Annotated in this window: 16 protein-coding genes and 1 riboswitch; of the genes, 8 read left to right on the forward strand and 8 right to left on the reverse strand. The window is 71.7% G+C overall.

What is annotated here, in order from left to right; genetic code table 11:
• Positions 1 to 16: 16 nt before the first annotated feature.
• The 5 genes from ACFVJX_RS03670 to ACFVJX_RS03690 all read right to left on the reverse strand — a co-directional run bounded on the left by ACFVJX_RS03670 (position 17) and on the right by ACFVJX_RS03690 (position 3,919).
• Entirely contained in the window at positions 17 to 640 is a 624-nt protein-coding gene (locus ACFVJX_RS03670) for a sugar O-acetyltransferase (protein ID WP_384124328.1), read from the reverse strand.
• Positions 641 to 739: 99 nt separating this feature from the next.
• Entirely contained in the window at positions 740 to 1,345 is a 606-nt protein-coding gene (locus ACFVJX_RS03675) for a DUF6596 domain-containing protein (protein WP_384124326.1), read from the reverse strand.
• Between the two features lie 113 nt (positions 1,346 to 1,458).
• Positions 1,459 to 2,307, reverse strand: a complete 849-nt coding sequence (locus tag ACFVJX_RS03680) for an amino acid ABC transporter ATP-binding protein (protein ID WP_384124324.1) — start codon at positions 2,305 to 2,307, stop codon at positions 1,459 to 1,461.
• A gap of 5 nt (positions 2,308 to 2,312) precedes the next feature.
• The gene (locus ACFVJX_RS03685) at positions 2,313 to 3,098 is read right to left on the reverse strand and encodes an amino acid ABC transporter permease (protein ID WP_384124323.1); all 786 of its coding nucleotides are present in this window, start codon (positions 3,096 to 3,098) and stop codon (positions 2,313 to 2,315) included.
• 14 nt (positions 3,099 to 3,112) lie between these two features.
• Positions 3,113 to 3,919, reverse strand: a complete 807-nt coding sequence (locus ACFVJX_RS03690) for an ABC transporter substrate-binding protein (protein WP_384124321.1) — start codon at positions 3,917 to 3,919, stop codon at positions 3,113 to 3,115.
• Positions 3,920 to 4,291: 372 nt separating this feature from the next.
• A riboswitch (cobalamin riboswitch) is annotated at positions 4,292 to 4,365 on the forward strand.
• 127 nt (positions 4,366 to 4,492) lie between these two features.
• On the opposite strand from ACFVJX_RS03690, the gene ACFVJX_RS03695 reads away from it, so the two are divergent.
• Genes ACFVJX_RS03695 through ACFVJX_RS03720 form a run of 6 tightly spaced genes read left to right on the forward strand, consistent with a single transcriptional unit; the run spans position 4,493 to position 10,358 of the window.
• Positions 4,493 to 5,761: a prenyltransferase/squalene oxidase repeat-containing protein gene (locus tag ACFVJX_RS03695; protein ID WP_384124319.1), complete on the forward strand. Its 1,269-nt coding sequence runs from the start codon at positions 4,493 to 4,495 to the stop codon at positions 5,759 to 5,761.
• Positions 5,758 to 6,444 carry an SCO2322 family protein gene (locus ACFVJX_RS03700; RefSeq protein ID WP_384124317.1) on the forward strand — a complete coding sequence of 229 codons (687 nt, stop codon included), beginning with the start codon at positions 5,758 to 5,760 and terminating at the stop codon, positions 6,442 to 6,444. The genes ACFVJX_RS03695 and ACFVJX_RS03700 overlap by 4 nt, the downstream gene beginning before the upstream one ends.
• A complete protein-coding gene (locus tag ACFVJX_RS03705; RefSeq protein WP_384124315.1) occupies positions 6,441 to 7,640 on the forward strand; it encodes an energy-coupling factor transporter transmembrane component T in 1,200 nt (399 codons plus the stop codon). The genes ACFVJX_RS03700 and ACFVJX_RS03705 overlap by 4 nt, the downstream gene beginning before the upstream one ends.
• Complete coding sequence (locus ACFVJX_RS03710; protein WP_384124313.1) at positions 7,637 to 9,379, forward strand: ABC transporter ATP-binding protein; 1,743 nt, start codon at positions 7,637 to 7,639, stop codon at positions 9,377 to 9,379. The genes ACFVJX_RS03705 and ACFVJX_RS03710 overlap by 4 nt, the downstream gene beginning before the upstream one ends.
• Positions 9,376 to 10,203 carry an ECF transporter S component gene (locus tag ACFVJX_RS03715; RefSeq protein ID WP_384124312.1) on the forward strand — a complete coding sequence of 276 codons (828 nt, stop codon included), beginning with the start codon at positions 9,376 to 9,378 and terminating at the stop codon, positions 10,201 to 10,203. Before ACFVJX_RS03710 ends, ACFVJX_RS03715 begins: the two co-directional genes overlap by 4 nt.
• Positions 10,200 to 10,358, forward strand: a complete 159-nt coding sequence (locus tag ACFVJX_RS03720) for a hypothetical protein (protein WP_384124310.1) — start codon at positions 10,200 to 10,202, stop codon at positions 10,356 to 10,358. Before ACFVJX_RS03715 ends, ACFVJX_RS03720 begins: the two co-directional genes overlap by 4 nt.
• A gap of 80 nt (positions 10,359 to 10,438) precedes the next feature.
• On the opposite strand, the gene ACFVJX_RS03725 is transcribed toward ACFVJX_RS03720, so the two are convergent.
• Entirely contained in the window at positions 10,439 to 11,734 is a 1,296-nt protein-coding gene (locus tag ACFVJX_RS03725; RefSeq protein WP_384124308.1) for an alpha/beta hydrolase, read from the reverse strand.
• 98 nt (positions 11,735 to 11,832) lie between these two features.
• Positions 11,833 to 13,002: a steroid 3-ketoacyl-CoA thiolase gene (locus ACFVJX_RS03730; RefSeq protein WP_384124307.1), complete on the reverse strand. Its 1,170-nt coding sequence runs from the start codon at positions 13,000 to 13,002 to the stop codon at positions 11,833 to 11,835.
• Positions 13,003 to 13,305: 303 nt separating this feature from the next.
• On the opposite strand from ACFVJX_RS03730, the gene ACFVJX_RS03735 reads away from it, so the two are divergent.
• A complete protein-coding gene (locus tag ACFVJX_RS03735) occupies positions 13,306 to 14,556 on the forward strand; it encodes a cytochrome P450 (RefSeq protein ID WP_384124305.1) in 1,251 nt (416 codons plus the stop codon).
• A 45-nt stretch (positions 14,557 to 14,601) separates the two neighbouring features.
• A complete protein-coding gene (locus ACFVJX_RS03740) occupies positions 14,602 to 15,639 on the forward strand; it encodes an AEC family transporter (RefSeq protein WP_384124303.1) in 1,038 nt (345 codons plus the stop codon).
• Positions 15,640 to 15,774: 135 nt separating this feature from the next.
• Here ACFVJX_RS03740 and ACFVJX_RS03745 read toward each other — a convergent pair whose 3' ends face one another.
• A complete protein-coding gene (locus tag ACFVJX_RS03745) occupies positions 15,775 to 17,772 on the reverse strand; it encodes a bifunctional glycosyltransferase 87/phosphatase PAP2 family protein (RefSeq protein WP_384124399.1) in 1,998 nt (665 codons plus the stop codon).
• Between the last annotated feature and the right edge of the window lie 286 nt (positions 17,773 to 18,058).

Here is an 18,058-nt window from a genome sequence, read left to right on the forward strand (position 1 = left end):
AACCGACGCCTCGGAGTCAGTGAAGCCCGCTCCGTTCGGTCCCGCCCGCAGCGCGCGCGGTGAGGTCCTCGTCCGTGATCCGCCGGACCACACGGCAGGGCGCTCCGAGTGCGACGGTCATCGGCGGAACGTCGCGGCTGACGACGCTGCCCGCGCCGATGACCGATCCGTATCCGATCCGGACACCGGGCAGGACCACCACGTTGCTGCCGATCCACACCTTGTCCTCGATCACGATCGGTTCGGAGAAGCGGCCGAAGTCGGCTCGGCGCGCGGGATGCACCGGATGGCCCGTCGTGGTCAGCGTCACGCTGGGAGCGATCATGACGCCGTCGCCGATGCGGATGGCCACGTCGTCGACGAACGTCAGGTTGACGTTGCCGAAGAAGTCGTCGCCGATGTGGACGTTGCTGCCGAAGCCGGCGTGGAACGGCGGTAGCAGGACCGTGCGTTCACCGACCGAGCCGAGGATGGCGACGAGCAGCGACCGACGTCTCGCGGCATCGCGCGGGGGTGTCCGGTTGTACTCGAAGATCTCGTCCGTCCGGCGCCCGGAGTTCTGGAAGGCCGCCTCCGACTCGGTGTAGACGAGACCTTCGGCGATCCTGGCGAGTACTTCTTGGTTGTGCGCGTCCGTCACAGCGGGACGCTCCCTTCATCCGGTCGTCCGGTCGTCCGGTTCCTCGGGCACAGGCGCCCAGAGCCTATGCGCGGCTACGGGTGCGTGCCCGGGGTTTTGTCAGCCGTCCGGTTCCAGCTCCGCGGCCCGGCGTGCGCACTCCCGGGCGATCGTCGTGTTCGGGGCGAGCGCCCCTGCCGCGCGATATGCCGCCGCTGCCTCGCGGGTGCGGCCGAGGCGGCGAAGCGCGTCCGCGCGGACTGCGGGCACGGCGTGGTTCCCGGCCACTTCCCTGGGGTCGCCCAGGGCGTCGACGGCTGCCGGCTGCGCCTGCGGGCCGCCGCGCATGCCGCCGGCGACCGCGCGGTTGAGCGCCACCGCCGGGTTCGCACGCAGGGCGAGGAGGCCGTCGTACAGCGCCACGATCGCCACCCAGTCGGTCGCGGCCGGCACCCGGGCGCGGGCGTGCTGCGCGGCGATCGCGGCACGGAGCGCGTACGGGCCGCCCTCCGCGACCGCCCCGTGGGCGAGGGCGACGCCCTCGGCTACGAGCGCGTGGTCCCACCGCGCCCGGTCCTGGTGCTCCAGCGTGACCGGCGCGCCGTCCGCGTCGAACCGTGCGGCGCGCCTCGAATGCTGGAGGCGCAGAAGCGCGAGCAGCCCCCGCGCCTCCGGCTCGTCCGGTGACTCGGCGGCACCGGCGATCCCGGCAACCTCGCCCAGCACGTCGCCGTGGGCTCGCTGCGTCTGTCCGAGGACGAACTCACCTTCCTGAACCCGGGGCTCACCGGGGAGGGGGACGGCGGCTCGTCCTCCGGTCCCCTCCCCGGCAGCCCGCTCTAGAGCGGGCCGGACCGCTTTCCCAACCCGTCGGCGTCCGCGGCCGGGTCCTCGCGCAGGCCCGCGGTGGCCGGGGTCAGCAGGCGGGCGAGGAAGGACCGGGTGCGGACATGGCTCGGCGCGCCGATCACCCGGGCCGGGGTGCCTTCCTCGACGATGACCCCGCCGTCCATGAAGACGACGCGGTCCGCCACCTCCTCGGCGAAGCTCATCTCGTGGGTGACGACGAGCATGGTCATTCCCTCGTCGGCCAGTGAGCGCATCACGGCCAGGACGTCCCCCACGAGTTCCGGGTCGAGGGCCGAGGTCGGCTCGTCGAAGAGCATCAGCTCCGGGTCCATGGCCAGTGCCCGCGCGATGGCCACCCGCTGCTGCTGACCGCCGGACAGCTGTGCCGGGTAGGTGGACTCCTTGTCGGTCAGGCCCACCCGGGCCAGCCGTTCGCGGGCGATCCGGGAGGCCTCCGCCTTGTCGCGTCCAAGGACACGTCGCTGTGGGAGCGTCAGGTTCTCCAACACCGTCAGGTGCGGGAAGAGGTTGAACGACTGGAAGACCATGCCGATCCGCCGGCGCACCCTGTCGATGTCCACGTCCGGGTCGGTGACTTCGGTGCCGGCCACCGTGACCGTCCCCGAGGTCGGTTCCTCCAGCAGGTTCACGCAACGCAGCAGCGTGGACTTGCCCGAGCCGGACGGTCCGATGACGCACACCACCTCGCCCCGGCCGACCGTGAAGTCGATGCCCGCGAGCACTTCCAGCGTCCCGAACGACTTGTGCAGATCCCGTACTTCGATGGCCGGTGTGTTCGCCGTCGCCGCGCCGTCCGCCGCCCCAGGAACGTCCTTCACCGCGTTCACCTCGCCCTCGCCGTACGCGCTTCGAGCCGCCGGACCAGATGGCCGAGCGGCAGGGTAATGATCAGATAGCAGAGCCCTGCGATGAGGATCGGGGTCAGGCTGCGGTTCTGGTTCAGGGCGTCCCGGCCGAACTTGGCCAGCTCGTACTGGGAGAGCGACAGGCCCAGCAAATACACCAGGGACGAGTCCTTGGTCAGCAGGATCAGTTCATTGGTGAGCGGAGGAAGAACGATGCGCAGGGCCTGCGGGATGATGATGGACACCATGGCCCGGCCCTGCGACATGCCGAGCGAACGCGCCGCTTCCATCTGCCCCTTGGGAACCGCCTGGATTCCGGCCCGAATCGTCTCCGCCATATAGGCGGCGCCGACCAGGCCCAGGGCCAGCATCACGGTCACGTACTGGTTGAGCGCCACCTGGAAGGCCAGCGGGACGCCGAATCCGAGGGCGATGAAGACCAGCAGGGTGGGGACCCCGCGGAAGAACTCGATATAGGCAATGGCCAGCCAGCGGTACGGAGGTACGTGCGACAGCCTCATCAGTGCGAGGACGAGACCGGCGACCAGCCCGAAACTGAAGCCGAGCAGCGTGTAGATGACGGTGTTGACGAGGGCGGTGGTGATGATGTCGGGGAACTGCGCCTTGGCCACGCCCACATCGAAGAACGCCCGTCGGATCTCACCCCAGTCGGTGGCCAGGGCGACTACGAGCAGAACGGCGGCGAGGACGGCGTACTGAACACCACGAACGGCTCGGGTCCGTTGTCGGCGAGATAGGGACATCGGTAGAGGGTTCCTCACTTCTTGGGAGCGGCGGGGAACCACTTCTTGTAGATGCGGTCATAACTGCCGTCGGATTTGGCCTCACTGATGGCTGAGTTGATCTCCTTGCGCAAGGCGTCGTTTCCGGTGCGCACCGCGATGCCGTACTTCTCACCGGTTGCGAACTCGGCGGTGACCTGGGTATCCGGGTTCTTCCGCACGTATTCGAAGAGCACACCGTTGTCGCCCACCGCGGCGTCGATCTGTCCGGTCTTGACGGCCGTGAGCAGCAGGGCCAGGTCCTCGAACTGGACGGTGGTCACCCCCGCCGCGTGCTTCTGCGCGTACGTCTCTCCTGTGGTGCCCTGCTGGACTCCGAGCTTCTTTCCCTTGAGGCTCGCCAGCGAGGTGAAGGAGGAACCCTTCTTGGCGATCAGGGCCTGTGTGGCGTCGAAGTAGCCGGCGGAGAAGTCCAGGTTCTTCGCGCGCACCGGCGTGATCGTCATGCCCGCCGCGGCCAGGTCGCACTTGCGGGTGTTGAGGTCTTCACCGCTCTGGATGCCCTCGAAGGGCGTGTCCACGATCTCCTGGGTGACTTCGAGTTTCTTGGCGACCAGATCCACGAGGTCCACGTCGAAGCCGACGATGGCGTTGCCCTTGCGTATCTGGAAGGGTTCATACGGCAGATGTGTGCAGGTCGTGAGCTTGCCGGATTTCACCAGGTCCACCTCCGTGCCGCCCGATGCCGAGGGCTTGGTGCTCGTGCAGCCCGTGAGTACGGCAACGGCGGTGGCGGCGGTGGTCGCGGTGGCTAGAAAGCACAGCACGGAACGATCGGACACGACATCTCCCAAGTGCGGTCGGCCAACGAACCCACCTCGTCGGTGAGTTGCGCCGATCTTGTCATCGGAGGGGCTCGATGTCGCCTGTTGATGTCCGGTCCCGACCCGATCCCCACACCCTCACCGCCGTCCGGCACCGCCGTCCGACCGGCCCTCGGCCTGGCACCGCCCGGCCTGTGTCCACCGTGGCCGAGAACGGATGTCATGCACCCGCCCGACCGGGGACGCGCCCGCCCGGCCACGAGAGCGGCCGTCCTCCCCCGCCCCACGTGAGCTGCCTTCCTCCCCGCGTCCTCCCCCGGCACCACCGCCCGGTCAGGGCCCCCGCAGCGCCCGCCCGGTAGAGTGTGCGAGTCGTCATCATGCCCGTTCAGGGGGAAGCCGGTGCGAATCCGGCACTGACCACGCAGCCGTGACCGCCCTGGCCGGCGGGAGTCGGAATGCCCTGTACGTGTCGTGACCGGCTCGTGCCATCGGGACCCCGGTGGCCGGCACCGTCGAGGTATACGGAGCCGGAGCCTGGTGCCTCTGTGTGCCTGTGCCCGGTTTCCCACAGGAGAGGCCCCGCCCGCCATGACCGTACGCCGCAGCGCAGCTGTGCTCGCCGCCACCGCCACCGTGCTCTGCGCGGCCGCGGCCACGGCCCCGTCCGCGGTCGCCGCGCCTTCCCCCTCCCCCTCTCCGTCCGCGGCACTGCCCTCGGGGCTGTACGGCACCACGGACCCGACGTACGACGGGGTCTGGCGGCAGTCGCTGGCCTTCGTCTCGCAGCGGGCCGTGGGGGTCACACCGGCCAAGAAGGCGGTGGACTGGCTGGTCGGCCAGCAGTGCGACAGCGGGGCGTTCCCCGCGTACCGCCCCGATCCCTCGGTGCCGTGCACCGACAAGACCATGGTCGACACCAATGCCACGGCGGCCGCCGTGCAGGCGCTGCACGAGGTCGGCAAGCACACGGACCTCGTCGCCGACGGGGTGCACTGGCTGAAGTCCGTACAGAACAAGGACGGCGGCTGGGGCTACACCGCCGGCGGGGCCAGTGACGCGAACTCCACCTCGATCGTGATCGGCGCCCTCGCCCGCGCCGGACAGCGCCTCGGCGACGTGACGACGGACGGCGGCAAGACCCCGTACGACGCCCTGCTCACCTTCGCCATCCCGTGCGGCGGCAAGGACGGCGGGGCCTTCGCCTACCAGCCGGACAAGGCCGGCAAGCTCGTCGCCAACGGCGACGCCACCGCGGCGGGCGTGCTCGGCGCGCTCGGCAAGGGGCTCGTCGTCGGCAACAACGCCGCGGTCAAGGCCCCCAGCTGCAGCAAGGCAACCCCGCTCAAGCCGGAGCAGGCCGCGCAGAACGGGGCCCACTACCTCGCCGGGGCCCTCGCGAAGACGGGGCACCTCGACCTGGCGCCGATGCCCGGGGCCGACGACGACAGCCCGCAGCCCGACTTCGGCAACACCGCGGACGCGGTCGTCGCCCTGTCCGCCGCCGGTCACAAGGACAAGGCCGCCTCTTCCGTCGACTGGCTCGCGAAGAACTCCGCGGACTGGGCGAAGCAGAGCGGTCCCGCCGCCTACGCGCAGTTGGTCATGGCCGCCCACTCGACCGGGGCCGACGTGCACGACTTCGGCGGTGTCGACCTCGTCGCCCGGCTGAACGCGACCGGGCCCGCGCCCGCCGCCGTGAAGAAGCCGACGGCGAGCCCCACCGAGGACGAGGAGAAGAAGGACAGCGGTGACGGCGACGGCATCGGCGGCGTCTGGTGGTTCGTCGGGATCGGTCTCGTCGTCGGCGCGGGCATCGGCTTCCTGATCAGCGGCCGCCGCAAGAACCAGCAGCTGTGAGGGGCGCCGGAAGGGCCGCCGCGCTGCTGGTGGTCCTGGGCGCCGTCCTGGCCGTGCTCGGCGCGGGCACGGCCCAGGCGGCGGGTTACCGCTACTGGTCTTTCTGGGAGGGCTCCGGCAGCGGATGGGCGTACGCCACCCAGGGGCCGTCGCTGCTCCGGCCCGACGACGGTTCGGTACAGGGTTTCCGCTTCTCCGTGAGCGCCGACTCCCAGGACGCCTCGAAGCCGCGCCGCGCCCCCGACTTCGCGAAGATCTGCGCGGACACGCCCGCCGATGACGGGACCAAGCGGGTCGCGCTCGTCATCGACCCCGGCACCGCCGCCGACGCCCCGGACGGCGAGACGCCGCCCGCGCCGCGTACCGCCTGCGCCCGGGTCCCGAAGGACGCGAGCAGCGCGGAGGCGCTCGCGTCGGTGGCCAAGCCGCTGCGCTACGGGAACGACGCGCTGCTCTGCGCGATCTCCGGCTACCCGGCCAAGGGCTGCGGTGAGCAGGTTCCGGGGAACGGGGACAGCAGCAGGCCGGCCACCACCGCCGCTTCCGCGCCCACGTCAGCGTCGGCCGCCACCGGCAGCGGTGGTTCCGGCGGCGGCCCGTCCGCCGGGGTGCTCTTCGGAGTCGGCGCCGTACTCCTGCTCGGCATCGCCGCAGTCGCGCAGGCCCGCCGCCGCCGCGGATGAACGGCCCCACGGACGGCGCCGGGAACGCCCGGCCGGCCGGTGGCGCCGGGCACTCGGCCGTCCGCTCCGCCGACGCCCCGGACCGCGCCTGGCGCGCGCCCGCCGCGACCCGGAGCAACGCGCTGCCCGCCGGGGCCTGGTGGCTGTGGGCGCTCGGGCTCGCCACCGCCGCGTCCCGGACCACCAACCCACTGCTGCTCGGCCTGCTGGTCGGGGTGGCGGGATATGTGGTGGCCGCGCGCCGTACGGACGCGCCGTGGGCCCGTTCGTACGGGGCGTTCATCAAGATCGGGCTGTTCGTCATCGGGGTGCGGCTGCTCTTCTCCGTCTTCCTCGGCTCGCCGATCCCGGGCACGCACGAGGTGTTCACGCTCCCAGAGGTACCGCTGTCCGACTGGGCGAAGGGTGTCCGGATCGGTGGCCGGGTCACCGCCGAGCAGCTGCTCTTCGCGCTGTACGACGGGGCGAAACTGGCCACGCTGCTGATCTGCGTCGGCGCGGCGAACTCCCTCGCCAACCCGGCCCGGCTGCTGAAGTCGCTGCCCGGTGCGCTGTACGAGGCCGGGGTCGCCGTCGTCGTCGCGATGACGTTCGCGCCGAACATGGTCGCTGACGTGGTGCGGCTGCGCACCGCCCGCCGGCTGCGCGGCCGGCCGACCGGTGGTGTCGGGGCCGTGCTCCAGATCGGGCTGCCCGTCCTGGAGGGCGCGCTGGAGCGCTCGGTCGCGGTGGCGGCCTCGATGGACGCGCGCGGCTACGGGCGCACCGCGCAGGTGCCTGCCACGGTCCGGCACACCACGAACGTCCTCACTCTCGGCGGGCTGCTCGGCGTCTGCGCCGGTACGTACGGTCTGCTGGCCGCGCAGGGTGCCGTGTACGGGCTGCCGCTGCTGGTCGCGGGGCTGGTCGCCGCGATGGCCGGGCTGCGGCTCGGCGGGGCGCGTTCGGTGCGGACCCGCTACCGGCCCGACCGGTGGGGCGTGCGGGCCTGGCTGGTCGCGGGGTCCGGTGCGGCGGTCGCGGTGGCGATGATCCGGGCGGGCGGCACGGACCCGGCGGCGCTGCATCCCGGAGTCGTACCGCTGATCGCGCCGGTGCTGCCGTTGTGGCCCGCCGCCGCGGTGCTGATCGGTCTGCTGCCCGCGCTGGTCGCACCCGTCCCGCCCTCCCCCACAGGCTTCGAGGAGCAGGTGTGATCCGGTTCGACGATGTTTCGGTGCGGTACGAGGGGGCCGAGCGCGCCACCCTGTCGGGGGTCGATCTGACCGTCCCGGAGGGTGAGCTGGTGCTGCTCGTCGGGCCGTCGGGGGTCGGTAAGTCGACATTGCTGGGCGCCGTATCGGGGCTCGTTCCGCACTTCACCGGCGGCCGGCTGAGCGGGCGGGTCACCGTCGGCGGGCGCGACACCCGTACGCACAAGCCGCGTGAGCTCGCCGATCTCGTCGGCACGGTGGGTCAGGACCCGCTCTCCCACTTCGTGACCGACACGGTCGAGGACGAGCTGGCGTACGGCATGGAGTCGCTGGGGCTGGCCCCGGACGTGATGCGGCGACGGGTCGAGGAGACCCTCGATCTGCTGGGTCTCGCCGGACTGCGCGACCGGCCGATCGCCACGCTCTCCGGCGGTCAGCAGCAGCGGGTCGCGATCGGTTCGGTCCTCACCCCGCACCCCCGGGTCCTGGTGCTTGACGAGCCGACGTCCGCGCTGGACCCCGCGGCGGCCGAGGAGGTACTCGCGGTGCTCCAGCGGCTCGTCCACGACCTGGGGACGACGGTCCTGATGGCGGAGCACCGGCTGGAGCGGGTGGTGCAGTACGCCGACCAGGTCGTCCTGCTGTCCTCGCCGGGTGCGGCCCCGCTGATGGGCGCGCCCGCCGATGTCATGGCGGTGTCGCCGGTGCATCCGCCGGTCGTGGCGCTCGGGCGGCTGGCGGGGTGGGAGCCGCTTCCGCTCTCGGTCCGGGACGCCCGGCGGCGGGCCTCGGGGATGCGGGACCGGCTGGCGGGCACGGCGCCCGCGCCGGTCGGCGGTGCGGCCTCGCCACCGTCGCCGGAGGCGGCGCGGCCGCCGGCCGGGGTTGTCGCCGCGCCCCGCCCCGCGGCGCCCCGGTCCGCCCTGGCCCGGCTCTTCGGCCGCCGTCCGCAGGAGACCACCGCAGCCGGGCCCGTCACCGACGCCACCACCCGGATCGAGCGCCTCGGTGTGCGGCGCGGCCGGGTCGAGGCACTGCGCCGGGTGACGCTCACCGTCGCCCCCGGCGAGACGGTCGCACTGATGGGACGCAACGGTGCCGGCAAGTCCACTCTGCTCGCCGCCCTCGTGGGCATGGTCGAGCCCACCTCCGGCACCGTCCTGGTCGGCGGCCTGACCCCGCACCGCACACCGCCGCGCGAGATGGTGCGCCGGGTCGGCCTCGTACCGCAGGAACCGCGCGATCTGCTGTACGCGGACACGGTCGCCGCCGAGTGCGCGGCGGCCGACACCGACGCGGGCGCCGAGCCGGGCAGCTGCCGGGCGCTGGTGTCCGAGCTGCTGCCAGGTGTACCGGACGACACCCATCCCCGTGATCTCTCCGAGGGGCAGCGGCTCGCCCTGGCCCTCGCCATCGTGCTCACCGCCCGGCCCCCGCTGCTGCTCCTGGACGAGCCGACCCGGGGCCTGGACTACGCGGCGAAGGCCCGGCTCGTCGGGGTGCTGCGCACACTCGCCGCAGAGGGCCACGCCATCGTCCTGGCCACCCATGACGTGGAGCTGGCCGCAGAGCTGGCCCACCGGGTGGTGATCCTCGCCGACGGGGAGGTGGTGGCCGACGGGCCGACCCCGCGGGTCGTGGTCTCGTCCCCGGCGTTCGCCCCGCAGGTCGCCAAGGTCCTCGCCCCGCAGGAGTGGCTCACGGTGTCCCAGGTGCGCGCGGCGCTGGGGGGTGGCGCGTGAGCGGCACGGCCCGCCGGGGCGCGCGGCCGGTGCGGCTCGGGCCGCGTGCCGTCGCCGCGCTGGTGCTGATCAGCGCGATCGGCGTGGTCGCCTTCGGCTGGCCGCTGCTGGCCGGGGCCGATTCGGGTCTCGCCCACTCGCAGGACGCTCCGTGGCTGTTCGCCGCGTTGCTGCCGCTGCTGGTCGGGGTGGTGGTCGCGATGATCGCGGACGCCGGGCTCGACGCGAAGGCGGTGGCGATGCTCGGGGTGCTGGCCGCGGTCGGCGCCGCGCTGCGGCCGCTGGGGGCGGGCACGGCGGGCCTTGAACCGATGTTCTTCCTGATGGTGCTGAGCGGGCGGGTGCTCGGCCCCGGCTTCGGCTTCGTGCTGGGCTCGGTGACGATGTTCGCCTCCGCGCTGCTGACCGGCGGAGTGGGTCCCTGGATGCCGTTCCAGATGCTGTCGATGGGCTGGTTCACGATGGGCGCGGGGCTGCTTCCCGCACCGGACCGGCTGCGCGGTCGCGCCGAGCTGCTGATGCTGGCGGCGTACGGGGCCGTCGCGGCGTTCGCGTACGGGACGGTCATGAATCTGTACGGCTGGACGATCGTGCCGGGCCTCGGCTCCGGCATCTCCTTCCATCCCGGTGACGCGCTCGGCGACAACCTGGTGCGCTTCCTGGCCTACTGCGCGGCCACCTCGCTCGGCTGGGACCTGGGCCGGGCCGTGCTGACCGTCGTGCTGACGCTGACCGTCGGCGCGGCGCTCCTGAAGGCGCTGCGCCGGGCCACCCGCCGCGCCGCCTTCGAGGCCCGGGTCACATTCGAGGTCCCGGACGAGTGAGGGCACCCACAGGACCTCGGCCCGGTCCCGCGGTCTCCGACTGGAAGACCGACGCGGGCGCCCGGATCAAGTGGGGTGTGGACTGCATGAGCTCCCGCTACGGCGGCCCGTGCGGCGCCCGGTCGTGCCGGCAGGCCAACAGCTACTACTACTGACCGGCCGGGGGCTCCGTCCGGCAGTGGGCGAAGGCCCCGACCGCAGCGCGGCCGGGGCCTTCGCCGTCGGCGTAGGGCCGTCAGCGCCGGGCCGCCGCGTCGAACCAGCGCACGATCTGCGGGCCCGACTTCAGATACGTCTCGTTGTGACTGGCCGGTCCCTGGTCGATCACCGGCGCCTCGACGCCCCGCTTCGCCAGATCGGCCGCGCAGTTACGGGCGTTGGCGATGGGTACGTCGGTGTCGCCCGACGAGGAGTAGAGGCGTACCGGGACGTCCGGCTTCCAGGCACAGGTGCCGTCCTGTGCGCGGACGGCGGCGAGCAGGGCCCCGGTCGGGTGCTGGACCTGCCGGTAGTAGTCGTCGGTGAGCAGTTCCCTCAGTGTCGCGGGGAGCGCCGGGAAGATCTCCTCCTCCGTGTGGTGGGTGTCGAAGAGGCCCTCGACGACGTCCGCGTACGGCTCCCGGAATGCCTCGGACGGGTCCTTCCACAGCGGGTGGAGCCGGTTCTGCGCGGTGAGGAAGTACGTCATGTAGAAGATCCCGCTCGTGTCGTTGACGCTGCCGTCGAATAGGCCGGGCATCTCGGCGTGTTCGATGTCGTACGGCCCCGAGACGGGGGCCAGGGCCCGCAGGGTGAAGCGCCGGTCGGCACCGCCTTCGATGGCCTTGCCCACCGCCATGGCGACCTGGCCGCCCTGCGAGAAGCCGCTCGCGTACACGTCTCCGGTCAGCGGACGGCCCAGCTTCATGGCGGCGGTGCGTGAGGCGCGGAGCATGTCGATCGAGGCGGTGACGGCGGAGCCGGTGTCCATGTACGGGTGGAATCCGGGGCCTTCGCCCAGGCCCAGGTAGTCGGGGGCGGCGACCGCCCGCCCGGCCGATGCCTGGAGGTAGGCGGCGTAACGGCCGGAGTCCTCGCTGACGGAGGGCGCGTAGTCGCGGTCGACCATCGTGCCGTGCGTGTCGGAGACCAGGTCAAGCCGGTGGGCGCCGCCGTCCGGGAGCACGAGGAGGCCGGTCGCGGTGGTGGGTCCGCCCTGCGGGGTGACGGTGCGGTAGGTGAGGCGGTAGGCCCGGACGCCGTGTCTGACGGTGTCCGTGTCCATGCCCGCCGTGGCGAGGAAGTCAGCGACGCCGCTCCGGCCGACGCGTGCGACGGGGGTGATCGCGATGAGCCCGCCGCGGGCGTCGTGCCGCCCGGCGGCCGGTACGGATGTGTGCTGTCCGGGCGCCTGCCGGTCGGTCACCGACTGCCCGGCCGCGGCGGCGGGAACCGTACTCAGTGCGGCGATGACCACCACGGTGGCGGCCGCCAGAAGTCGTCGTGTGCCGTTCGTCCGGGCCGGGTTGGTCGCGTTGTTTTCCATGGCCATGACGCTAGGCAGCAGCGCCCGTCGCCGACATCCGCGTACGCCCCCGGCCCAAGGGTGTACCTGACAGCACCCTCGGGCTGGGGCATGCCCCCGCCGGGCTACAGCCGCTGGATGATCGTGCCGGTGGCCAGCGCACCGCCCGCGCACATCGTGATCAGTGCGAACTCCTTGTCGCCGCGCTCCAGTTCGTGCAGGGCGGTGGTGATCAGCCGGGCCCCGGTGGCGCCGACCGGGTGGCCCAGCGCGATCGCGCCCCCGTTGACGTTGACCTTCTCCAGATCCTGGTCGAAGACCTGCGCCCAGCTCAGCACCACGGATGCGAAGGCCTCGTTGATCTCCACGACGTCGATGTCCTTGAGGGACATCCCGGCCTTCCCGAGCACGGCCCGGGTGGCGTCGATGGGTCCATCGAGGTGGAAGTGCGGATCGGAGCCGACCAGCGCCTGGGCCACGATCCGGGCTCGCGGCTTGAGTTTGAGCGCCCGCGCCATGCGCTTGGACGCCCACATGATCGCGCAGGCGCCGTCGGATATCTGCGAGGCGTTGCCCGCGGTGTGGATGGCGGTGGGCATCACCGGCTTGAGCCCGGCGAGCCCCTCCATCGTGGTGTCACGCAGCCCCTCGTCGCGGTCGACCAGCCGCCACATGCCCTGGCCGGCGGCCTGCTCCGCCTCGGTGGTGGGCACCTGGACCGCGTACGTCTCGCGTTTGAAGCGCTCCTCGGCCCAGGCGACGGCCGCCCGCTCCTGCGACCTCAGGCCCAGCGAGTCGACGTTCTCACGGGTGAGTCCGCGCTTGCGGGCGATGCGCTCGGCGGCCTCGAACTGGTTGGGCAGGTCGACGTTCCACTCATCGGGCCACGGCTTGCCAGGACCGTGCTTGGAACCGCTGCCGAGCGGCACCCGCGACATCGCCTCGACCCCGCAGCTGATGCCCACGTCGATCACCCCGGCCGCGATCATGTTGGCGACCATGTGGGAGGCCTGCTGCGAGGAGCCGCACTGGCAGTCCACGGTCGTCGCGGCGGTCTCGTACGGAAGCCCCACGGTGAGCCAGGCGTTGCGCGCGGGGTTCATGGACTGTTCGCCGGCGTGGGTGACGGTGCCGCCGACGATCTGTTCGACGCAGTCGGCGTGGATGCCGGTCCGGCCGAGAAGTTCACGGTAGGTCTCGCCCAGCAGATAGGCGGGGTGCAGATTGGCGAGTGCGCCTCCGCGCCTGCCGATCGGGGTGCGTACGGCTTCGACGATGACGGGTTCCGCGGCCATGAGCTCGTCCTCTCCTCGCACTTCCGCAGAGGCGTCCCGGCGCCCACGGAAGGAACTAGTACGCGTTCTAGTTCTGCGTGCAGTCTTATGAGGATTACCCCCGGTACGCAAGGGTCTTGCACGGACCATGCCCACGCTTCACGGGCAGCACCCACCACAATCCAGCCCGGTTCACCGATGCTTCACGCAACAGATCCGGCCACGCCCCTTGTCAGTTGTAGAACTCGTTACTACCTTTCGGGCAACTTCTGATGGGCCGTCAGGCATTGCCCGGGCGGCTCTCGGACCGACCTGGAGTTGCCGATGCCCTGCCCCCATCTGCCCGAAGGGTTCGACTTCACCGACCCCGACCTGCTCCAAGCCCGCGTCCCGCACCCGGAGTTCGCCCGGATGCGGGAGACCGCGCCGGTCTGGTGGTGCACCCAGCCCGCCGGCATCTCCGGCTTCGACGACGAGGGCTACTGGGTCGTCACCCGGCACGCGGACGTCAAGTACGTCTCGACCCGCCCCGAGCTGTTCTCGTCCAACACGAACACCGCGGTGATCCGCTTCAACGAGACGATCAGCCGCGACCAGATCGACGTCCAGAAGCTGATCATGCTGAACATGGACCCGCCGGAGCACACCCGGGTCCGGCAGATCGTCCAGCGCGGCTTCACGCCCCGCGCCGTCCGCTCCCTGGAGCAGGCGCTGCGCACCCGGGCGCGATCCATCGTCGAGACGGCGCTGGCCGCCGCGGACGACGAGGGCTCGTTCGACTTCGTCAACAACATCGCCGTCGAACTGCCGCTCCAGGCCATCGCGGAGCTCATCGGCGTACCGCAGGAGGACCGGACCCGGATCTTCGACTGGTCCAACAAGATGGCCTCGTACGACGATCCGGAGTACGCGATCACCGAGGAGATCGGCGCGGAGGCGGCCATGGAGCTCGTCTCGTACTCGATGAACCTCGCGGCGGCGCGCAAGGAGTGCCCGGCCAAGGACATCGTCTCCCAGCTGGTCGCCGCGGAGGGCGAGGGGAACCTGCTGTCCGACGAATTCGGCTTCTTCGTCATCCTGCTCGCCGTGGCCGGAAACGAGACCACGCGCAACGCCATCAGCCACGGCATGCACGCCTTCCTGACCCATCCCGAGCAGTGGGAGCTCTACAAGCGCGAACGGCCGGGGACGACCGCCGAGGAGATCGTCCGCTGGGCGACGCCCGTGGTGTCCTTCCAGCGGACCGCCACCCAGGACGTCGAACTGGGCGGACAGCGGATCAAGAAGGGCGACCGGGTCGGGCTGTTCTACTCATCGGCCAATAACGACCCGGCGGTCTTCGAGGAACCGGAGCGGTTCGACATCACCCGCGACCCCAATCCGCACCTCGGCTTCGGTGGCGGCGGCCCGCACTTCTGCCTGGGCAAGTCCCTCGCCGTGATGGAGATCGACCTGATCTTCAACGCGATCGCGGACGTACTGCCGGACCTGCGGCTCGTCGGCGATCCGCGACGGCTGCGGTCGGCCTGGCTCAACGGCATCAAACAACTCCAGGTGAGCACCACGGCCGGCTGAGACCGGGCTCCGCCGGGGCGCGTACCGGCGCCAGTCCGTACCCCCGTGCCGGCGCCCGTCCGCACCCCCGCACCGGCGTCCGTCCGCACCCCCGTACGGGTGCCGGACGGGCGTACCGGGATCATGGCGGGCATGCACGCCCTGCTCTCCGCCTTCACGCCGATCTGGCTGCTGACCGCCGCCGGTTACGCGGTCGGCCGCAGCGGCCTCCTGGGGGCGCAGGCCGAAGCGGTGCTCGGCCGGTTCGTCTTCCACGTCGCCATGCCCGCCGCCCTGTTCAGCATGGTGTCGGGGGCGCGGCCGTCCTCCTTCGCCCATCCGTCGATGGTGGCGTTCGCGGCGGGCACCGCGCTGGTGTCCGCCGCGGGTTACGCGGTGGCCCGGCGGTTCTTCGGACGTGGGCGGGCCGACGGCGCGATCAGCGGCATGGCGGCCGGTTACGTCAACTCCGCCAATCTGGGCATCCCGGTGGCGGTGCAGGTGCTCGGCGACGCCTCGTTCGTCGCGCAGGTCATCCTGTTCCAGGTGCTGCTGGTCTCCCCCGTGATCCTGACCCTGCTGGACTCCGGCACTCGGGCGGACGGCGGGCGCCCCGGCGACGGGCTGCGGCGGATGCTCACCATGCCGGTCCGCAATCCGATCATCATGGCCTCGCTGCTCGGAGTCGCCGTCTCCGTGGCCGGGGTGCCCCTGCCCGCCGCCCTCACCCACTCCTGCGATCTGCTGGGGGCCGCGGCCGTGCCGACGGCCCTGGTCACGCTGGGGCTGTCCCTGCACGGCGGCCCGAGCCAGGGGGGCGGAGGTGCCACCGGCCGCGCGGAGGCCGGGGCCGCGGTCGCCCTCAAGACCCTGGCGCAGCCCCTTATCGCCTACCTCGTCGCCGGTCCGCTCATGGGGTTGCCGGACCACCAGGTGCTGGCCGTGGTGCTCTGCTCGGCGCTGCCGACGGCGCAGAACGCCTTCATCTACGCCCGGGAGTACGGCCTGGACACCGGCCTCGCCCGTAACTCGGTGGTGGCGTCCACGGTCGTCTCGATGCTCACGCTGTCCTTCGCCGCATGGGCTCTGGGGCCCACCCGCTGAACCGCGGGCCCGTTCGAGTGGCGGGCGGGGACGGGCGGGCGGATGCTGGGAGCGCGACGATCCATATGCCGAAGGGGTGCCGGGGACGTTCTCGTCCCCGGCACCCCTTCGGCGCGTGTGTACGTCAGCCGGTGGCTAGACCTTGCCGGCCGCCGCCTCACCGCTCACCTTCGGTGCCGCTTGCGGCACCATCGCCGTCCCGTCCCGCGGGCGCGTGATCGACGGGGGCCCGGGGGCCTCCCCGGCGGGCTCCTGGAGTTCGCGCGGTCCGGACAGCACATAGGTCAGCCCGAAGCCGAGGGCGACCACGGCCGCGCCGCCCACCGCGTCGAGCACCCAGTGGTTGCCCGTCGCGACGATCGTGGAGAGCGTGAACAGCGGGTGCAGCACCCCCAGTAGCTTCATCCAAGCCTTCGGCGCGAGCATCACGATCACCACACCGCACCACAGCGACCAGCCGAAGTGCAGCGAGGGCATCGCGGCGTACTGGTTGGTCACCCCGGTCAGCGTGCCGTAGTCCGGCTTCGCGAAGTCCTGCACGCCGTGGACCGTGTCGATGAAGCCGAGCCCCGGCATCAGCCGCGGCGGGGCCAGCGGGTAGAGCCAGAACCCGACCAGGGCCAGGAGGGTGGCGAAGCCGATGGAGCTGCGGACCCAGCGGTAGTCCGCGGGGCGGCGTACGTAGAGCACCCCGAGGATCGCCAGGGGAACGATGAAGTGGAACGTCGAGTAGTAGTAGTCGAAGAAGTCCCGCAGCCAGGTGATCTTGACGACCTCGTGGTTGACCCAGTGCTCGAGGTCGATGTGCAGCCACTGCTCGGCCGCGTGGATCTGCCGGCCGTGGTGCTCGGCGGTGGCACGGCCGGCCGTCGCGGCCAGCCTGACGTGCTGGTACGCGGAGTAGACGACCCTGATCAGCAGGAGTTCCAGCAGCAGGTTGGGGCGGCTGAGCACCCGCCGCCAGACCGGCAGCAGCGGCACCCTGCTCCAGCGGGCCGGGACCGGGGCCGCGTAACCGGTGGGAATGGGCTGCTGCCAGTACGGCGAGGTGCGCGGGAGGAACGGGGCGACGCACGCGGCCCCGAGCGCGGCGATCAGCAGCACGTTGTCACGTACCGGGAACACCGCCTCGATGTTCGGCAGCAGCATCTTGCCGGGCAGCGTGATCACGAGGACCACGACGGCCGGCCACACCATCCGGTCCGACGCGCGCTTGCCGACCCGGCCGACGACGGCGAGCAGCACCCATAGCAACTGGTGCTGCCAGGCGGTCGGTGAGACGGCGACGGAGACACAGCCGGTCACGGCCACGGCGAGCAGCAGCTGACCGTCGCTCGCATAGCGTGCGGCGCGGCGCAGACCGAACCAGCAGACGGCGGCGGCCAGCACCAGGAAGAGCACGATCTCCAGCGGGCCCTCGAGACCGAACCGGAGCAGCGCACCGTGCAGGGACTGGTTGGCGAGGCTGTCCGCCTCCTGGTCGCCGAGGCCGGCCCCGGCCACGTGGTGCACCCAGTACGTCCACGAGTCGTGCGGCATCGCCGCCCAGGCCAGTGCCGTACAGGCGGCGAACGCGCCGCCCGCGGTCACGGCCGCCCTGCGTCTCCCGGTCAGCCAGAGCAGCGCGGCGAACAGCAGCACGGTCGGCTGGAGGGCTGCCGCGATCCCGATCAGGACGCCCGAGGCGCGTTCGCCGCGGACCACGAAGCAGCCGACGAGGACGAGGAGGACCGGCAGGATGCTGGTCTGGCCGAGGTGGAGGGCGTTGCGGACCGGCAGCGAGAGCATCAGCAGGCTGATCGCGACGGGTGCGGCGAGCAGCGCCGTGCGCCGGCTGACCGGGGTCGGCAGGGCGCGCGCCGCGATGACGCCGAGCGCGGCGACGAGCAGCAGCGAACCGAAGGTCCAGGCGACTCCGAGGCTCTGTTCGGCGGTGCGGGCCAGTGGCTTCAGCACGAGTCCGGCGAAGGGGGTACCGGTGAACCGGTCGGCGTCGTACAGCGAGCCCGTCACATGAAGCACACCGTTCTCACCGATCCAGGTCTCCAGATCGGTGAGCCGCTCGCCAGGCGGCTGCCGCAGCACCACCGCCATCTGCCGGACGGCCAACGCGGCCACAACCAGCCAGAGCACGGCCCGGGCCGCGCCCGTCCTCGCCCCTGTCGTCGCATCTCCGCGCACACTGTGATCCGCATTCGCCACGCTGCGCCGACCCTCCCGCCGTCTTGTACCGACCCTCGATCCGGGCATGCTGTGAAACCTTCGCATTGCGCTATGAGGTAGACACAATCAACCCCCTCTTCGCCTGACTGTCACCCCGCTTTTGTCCGAAAGAATGCTCGGCGGGGCAATCCGGACAGCGCACGGTGCCCGGAACCGGGCGGGTCACCGCCACGTCTGAGCCCGTGATCAGGGCTAC

This window comes from Streptomyces sp. NPDC127177, assembly GCF_042672475.1.
Classification (GTDB): Bacteria; Actinomycetota; Actinomycetes; order Streptomycetales; family Streptomycetaceae; genus Streptomyces.

Bases quoted from the DNA above. Each gene is read 5' to 3' on its own strand.
- ACFVJX_RS03730 (WP_384124307.1), bottom strand. From the start codon at position 13,002: ATGGCCGCGGAACCCGTCATCGTCGAAGCCGTACGCACCCCGATCGGC.
- ACFVJX_RS03725 (WP_384124308.1), bottom strand. From the start codon at position 11,734: ATGGCCATGGAAAACAACGCGACCAACCCGGCCCGGACGAACGGCACA.
- ACFVJX_RS03695 (WP_384124319.1), top strand. From the start codon at position 4,493: ATGACCGTACGCCGCAGCGCAGCTGTGCTCGCCGCCACCGCCACCGTG.
- ACFVJX_RS03705 (WP_384124315.1), top strand. From the start codon at position 6,441: ATGAACGGCCCCACGGACGGCGCCGGGAACGCCCGGCCGGCCGGTGGC.
- ACFVJX_RS03685 (WP_384124323.1), bottom strand. From the start codon at position 3,098: ATGTCCCTATCTCGCCGACAACGGACCCGAGCCGTTCGTGGTGTTCAG.
- ACFVJX_RS03735 (WP_384124305.1), top strand. From the start codon at position 13,306: ATGCCCTGCCCCCATCTGCCCGAAGGGTTCGACTTCACCGACCCCGAC.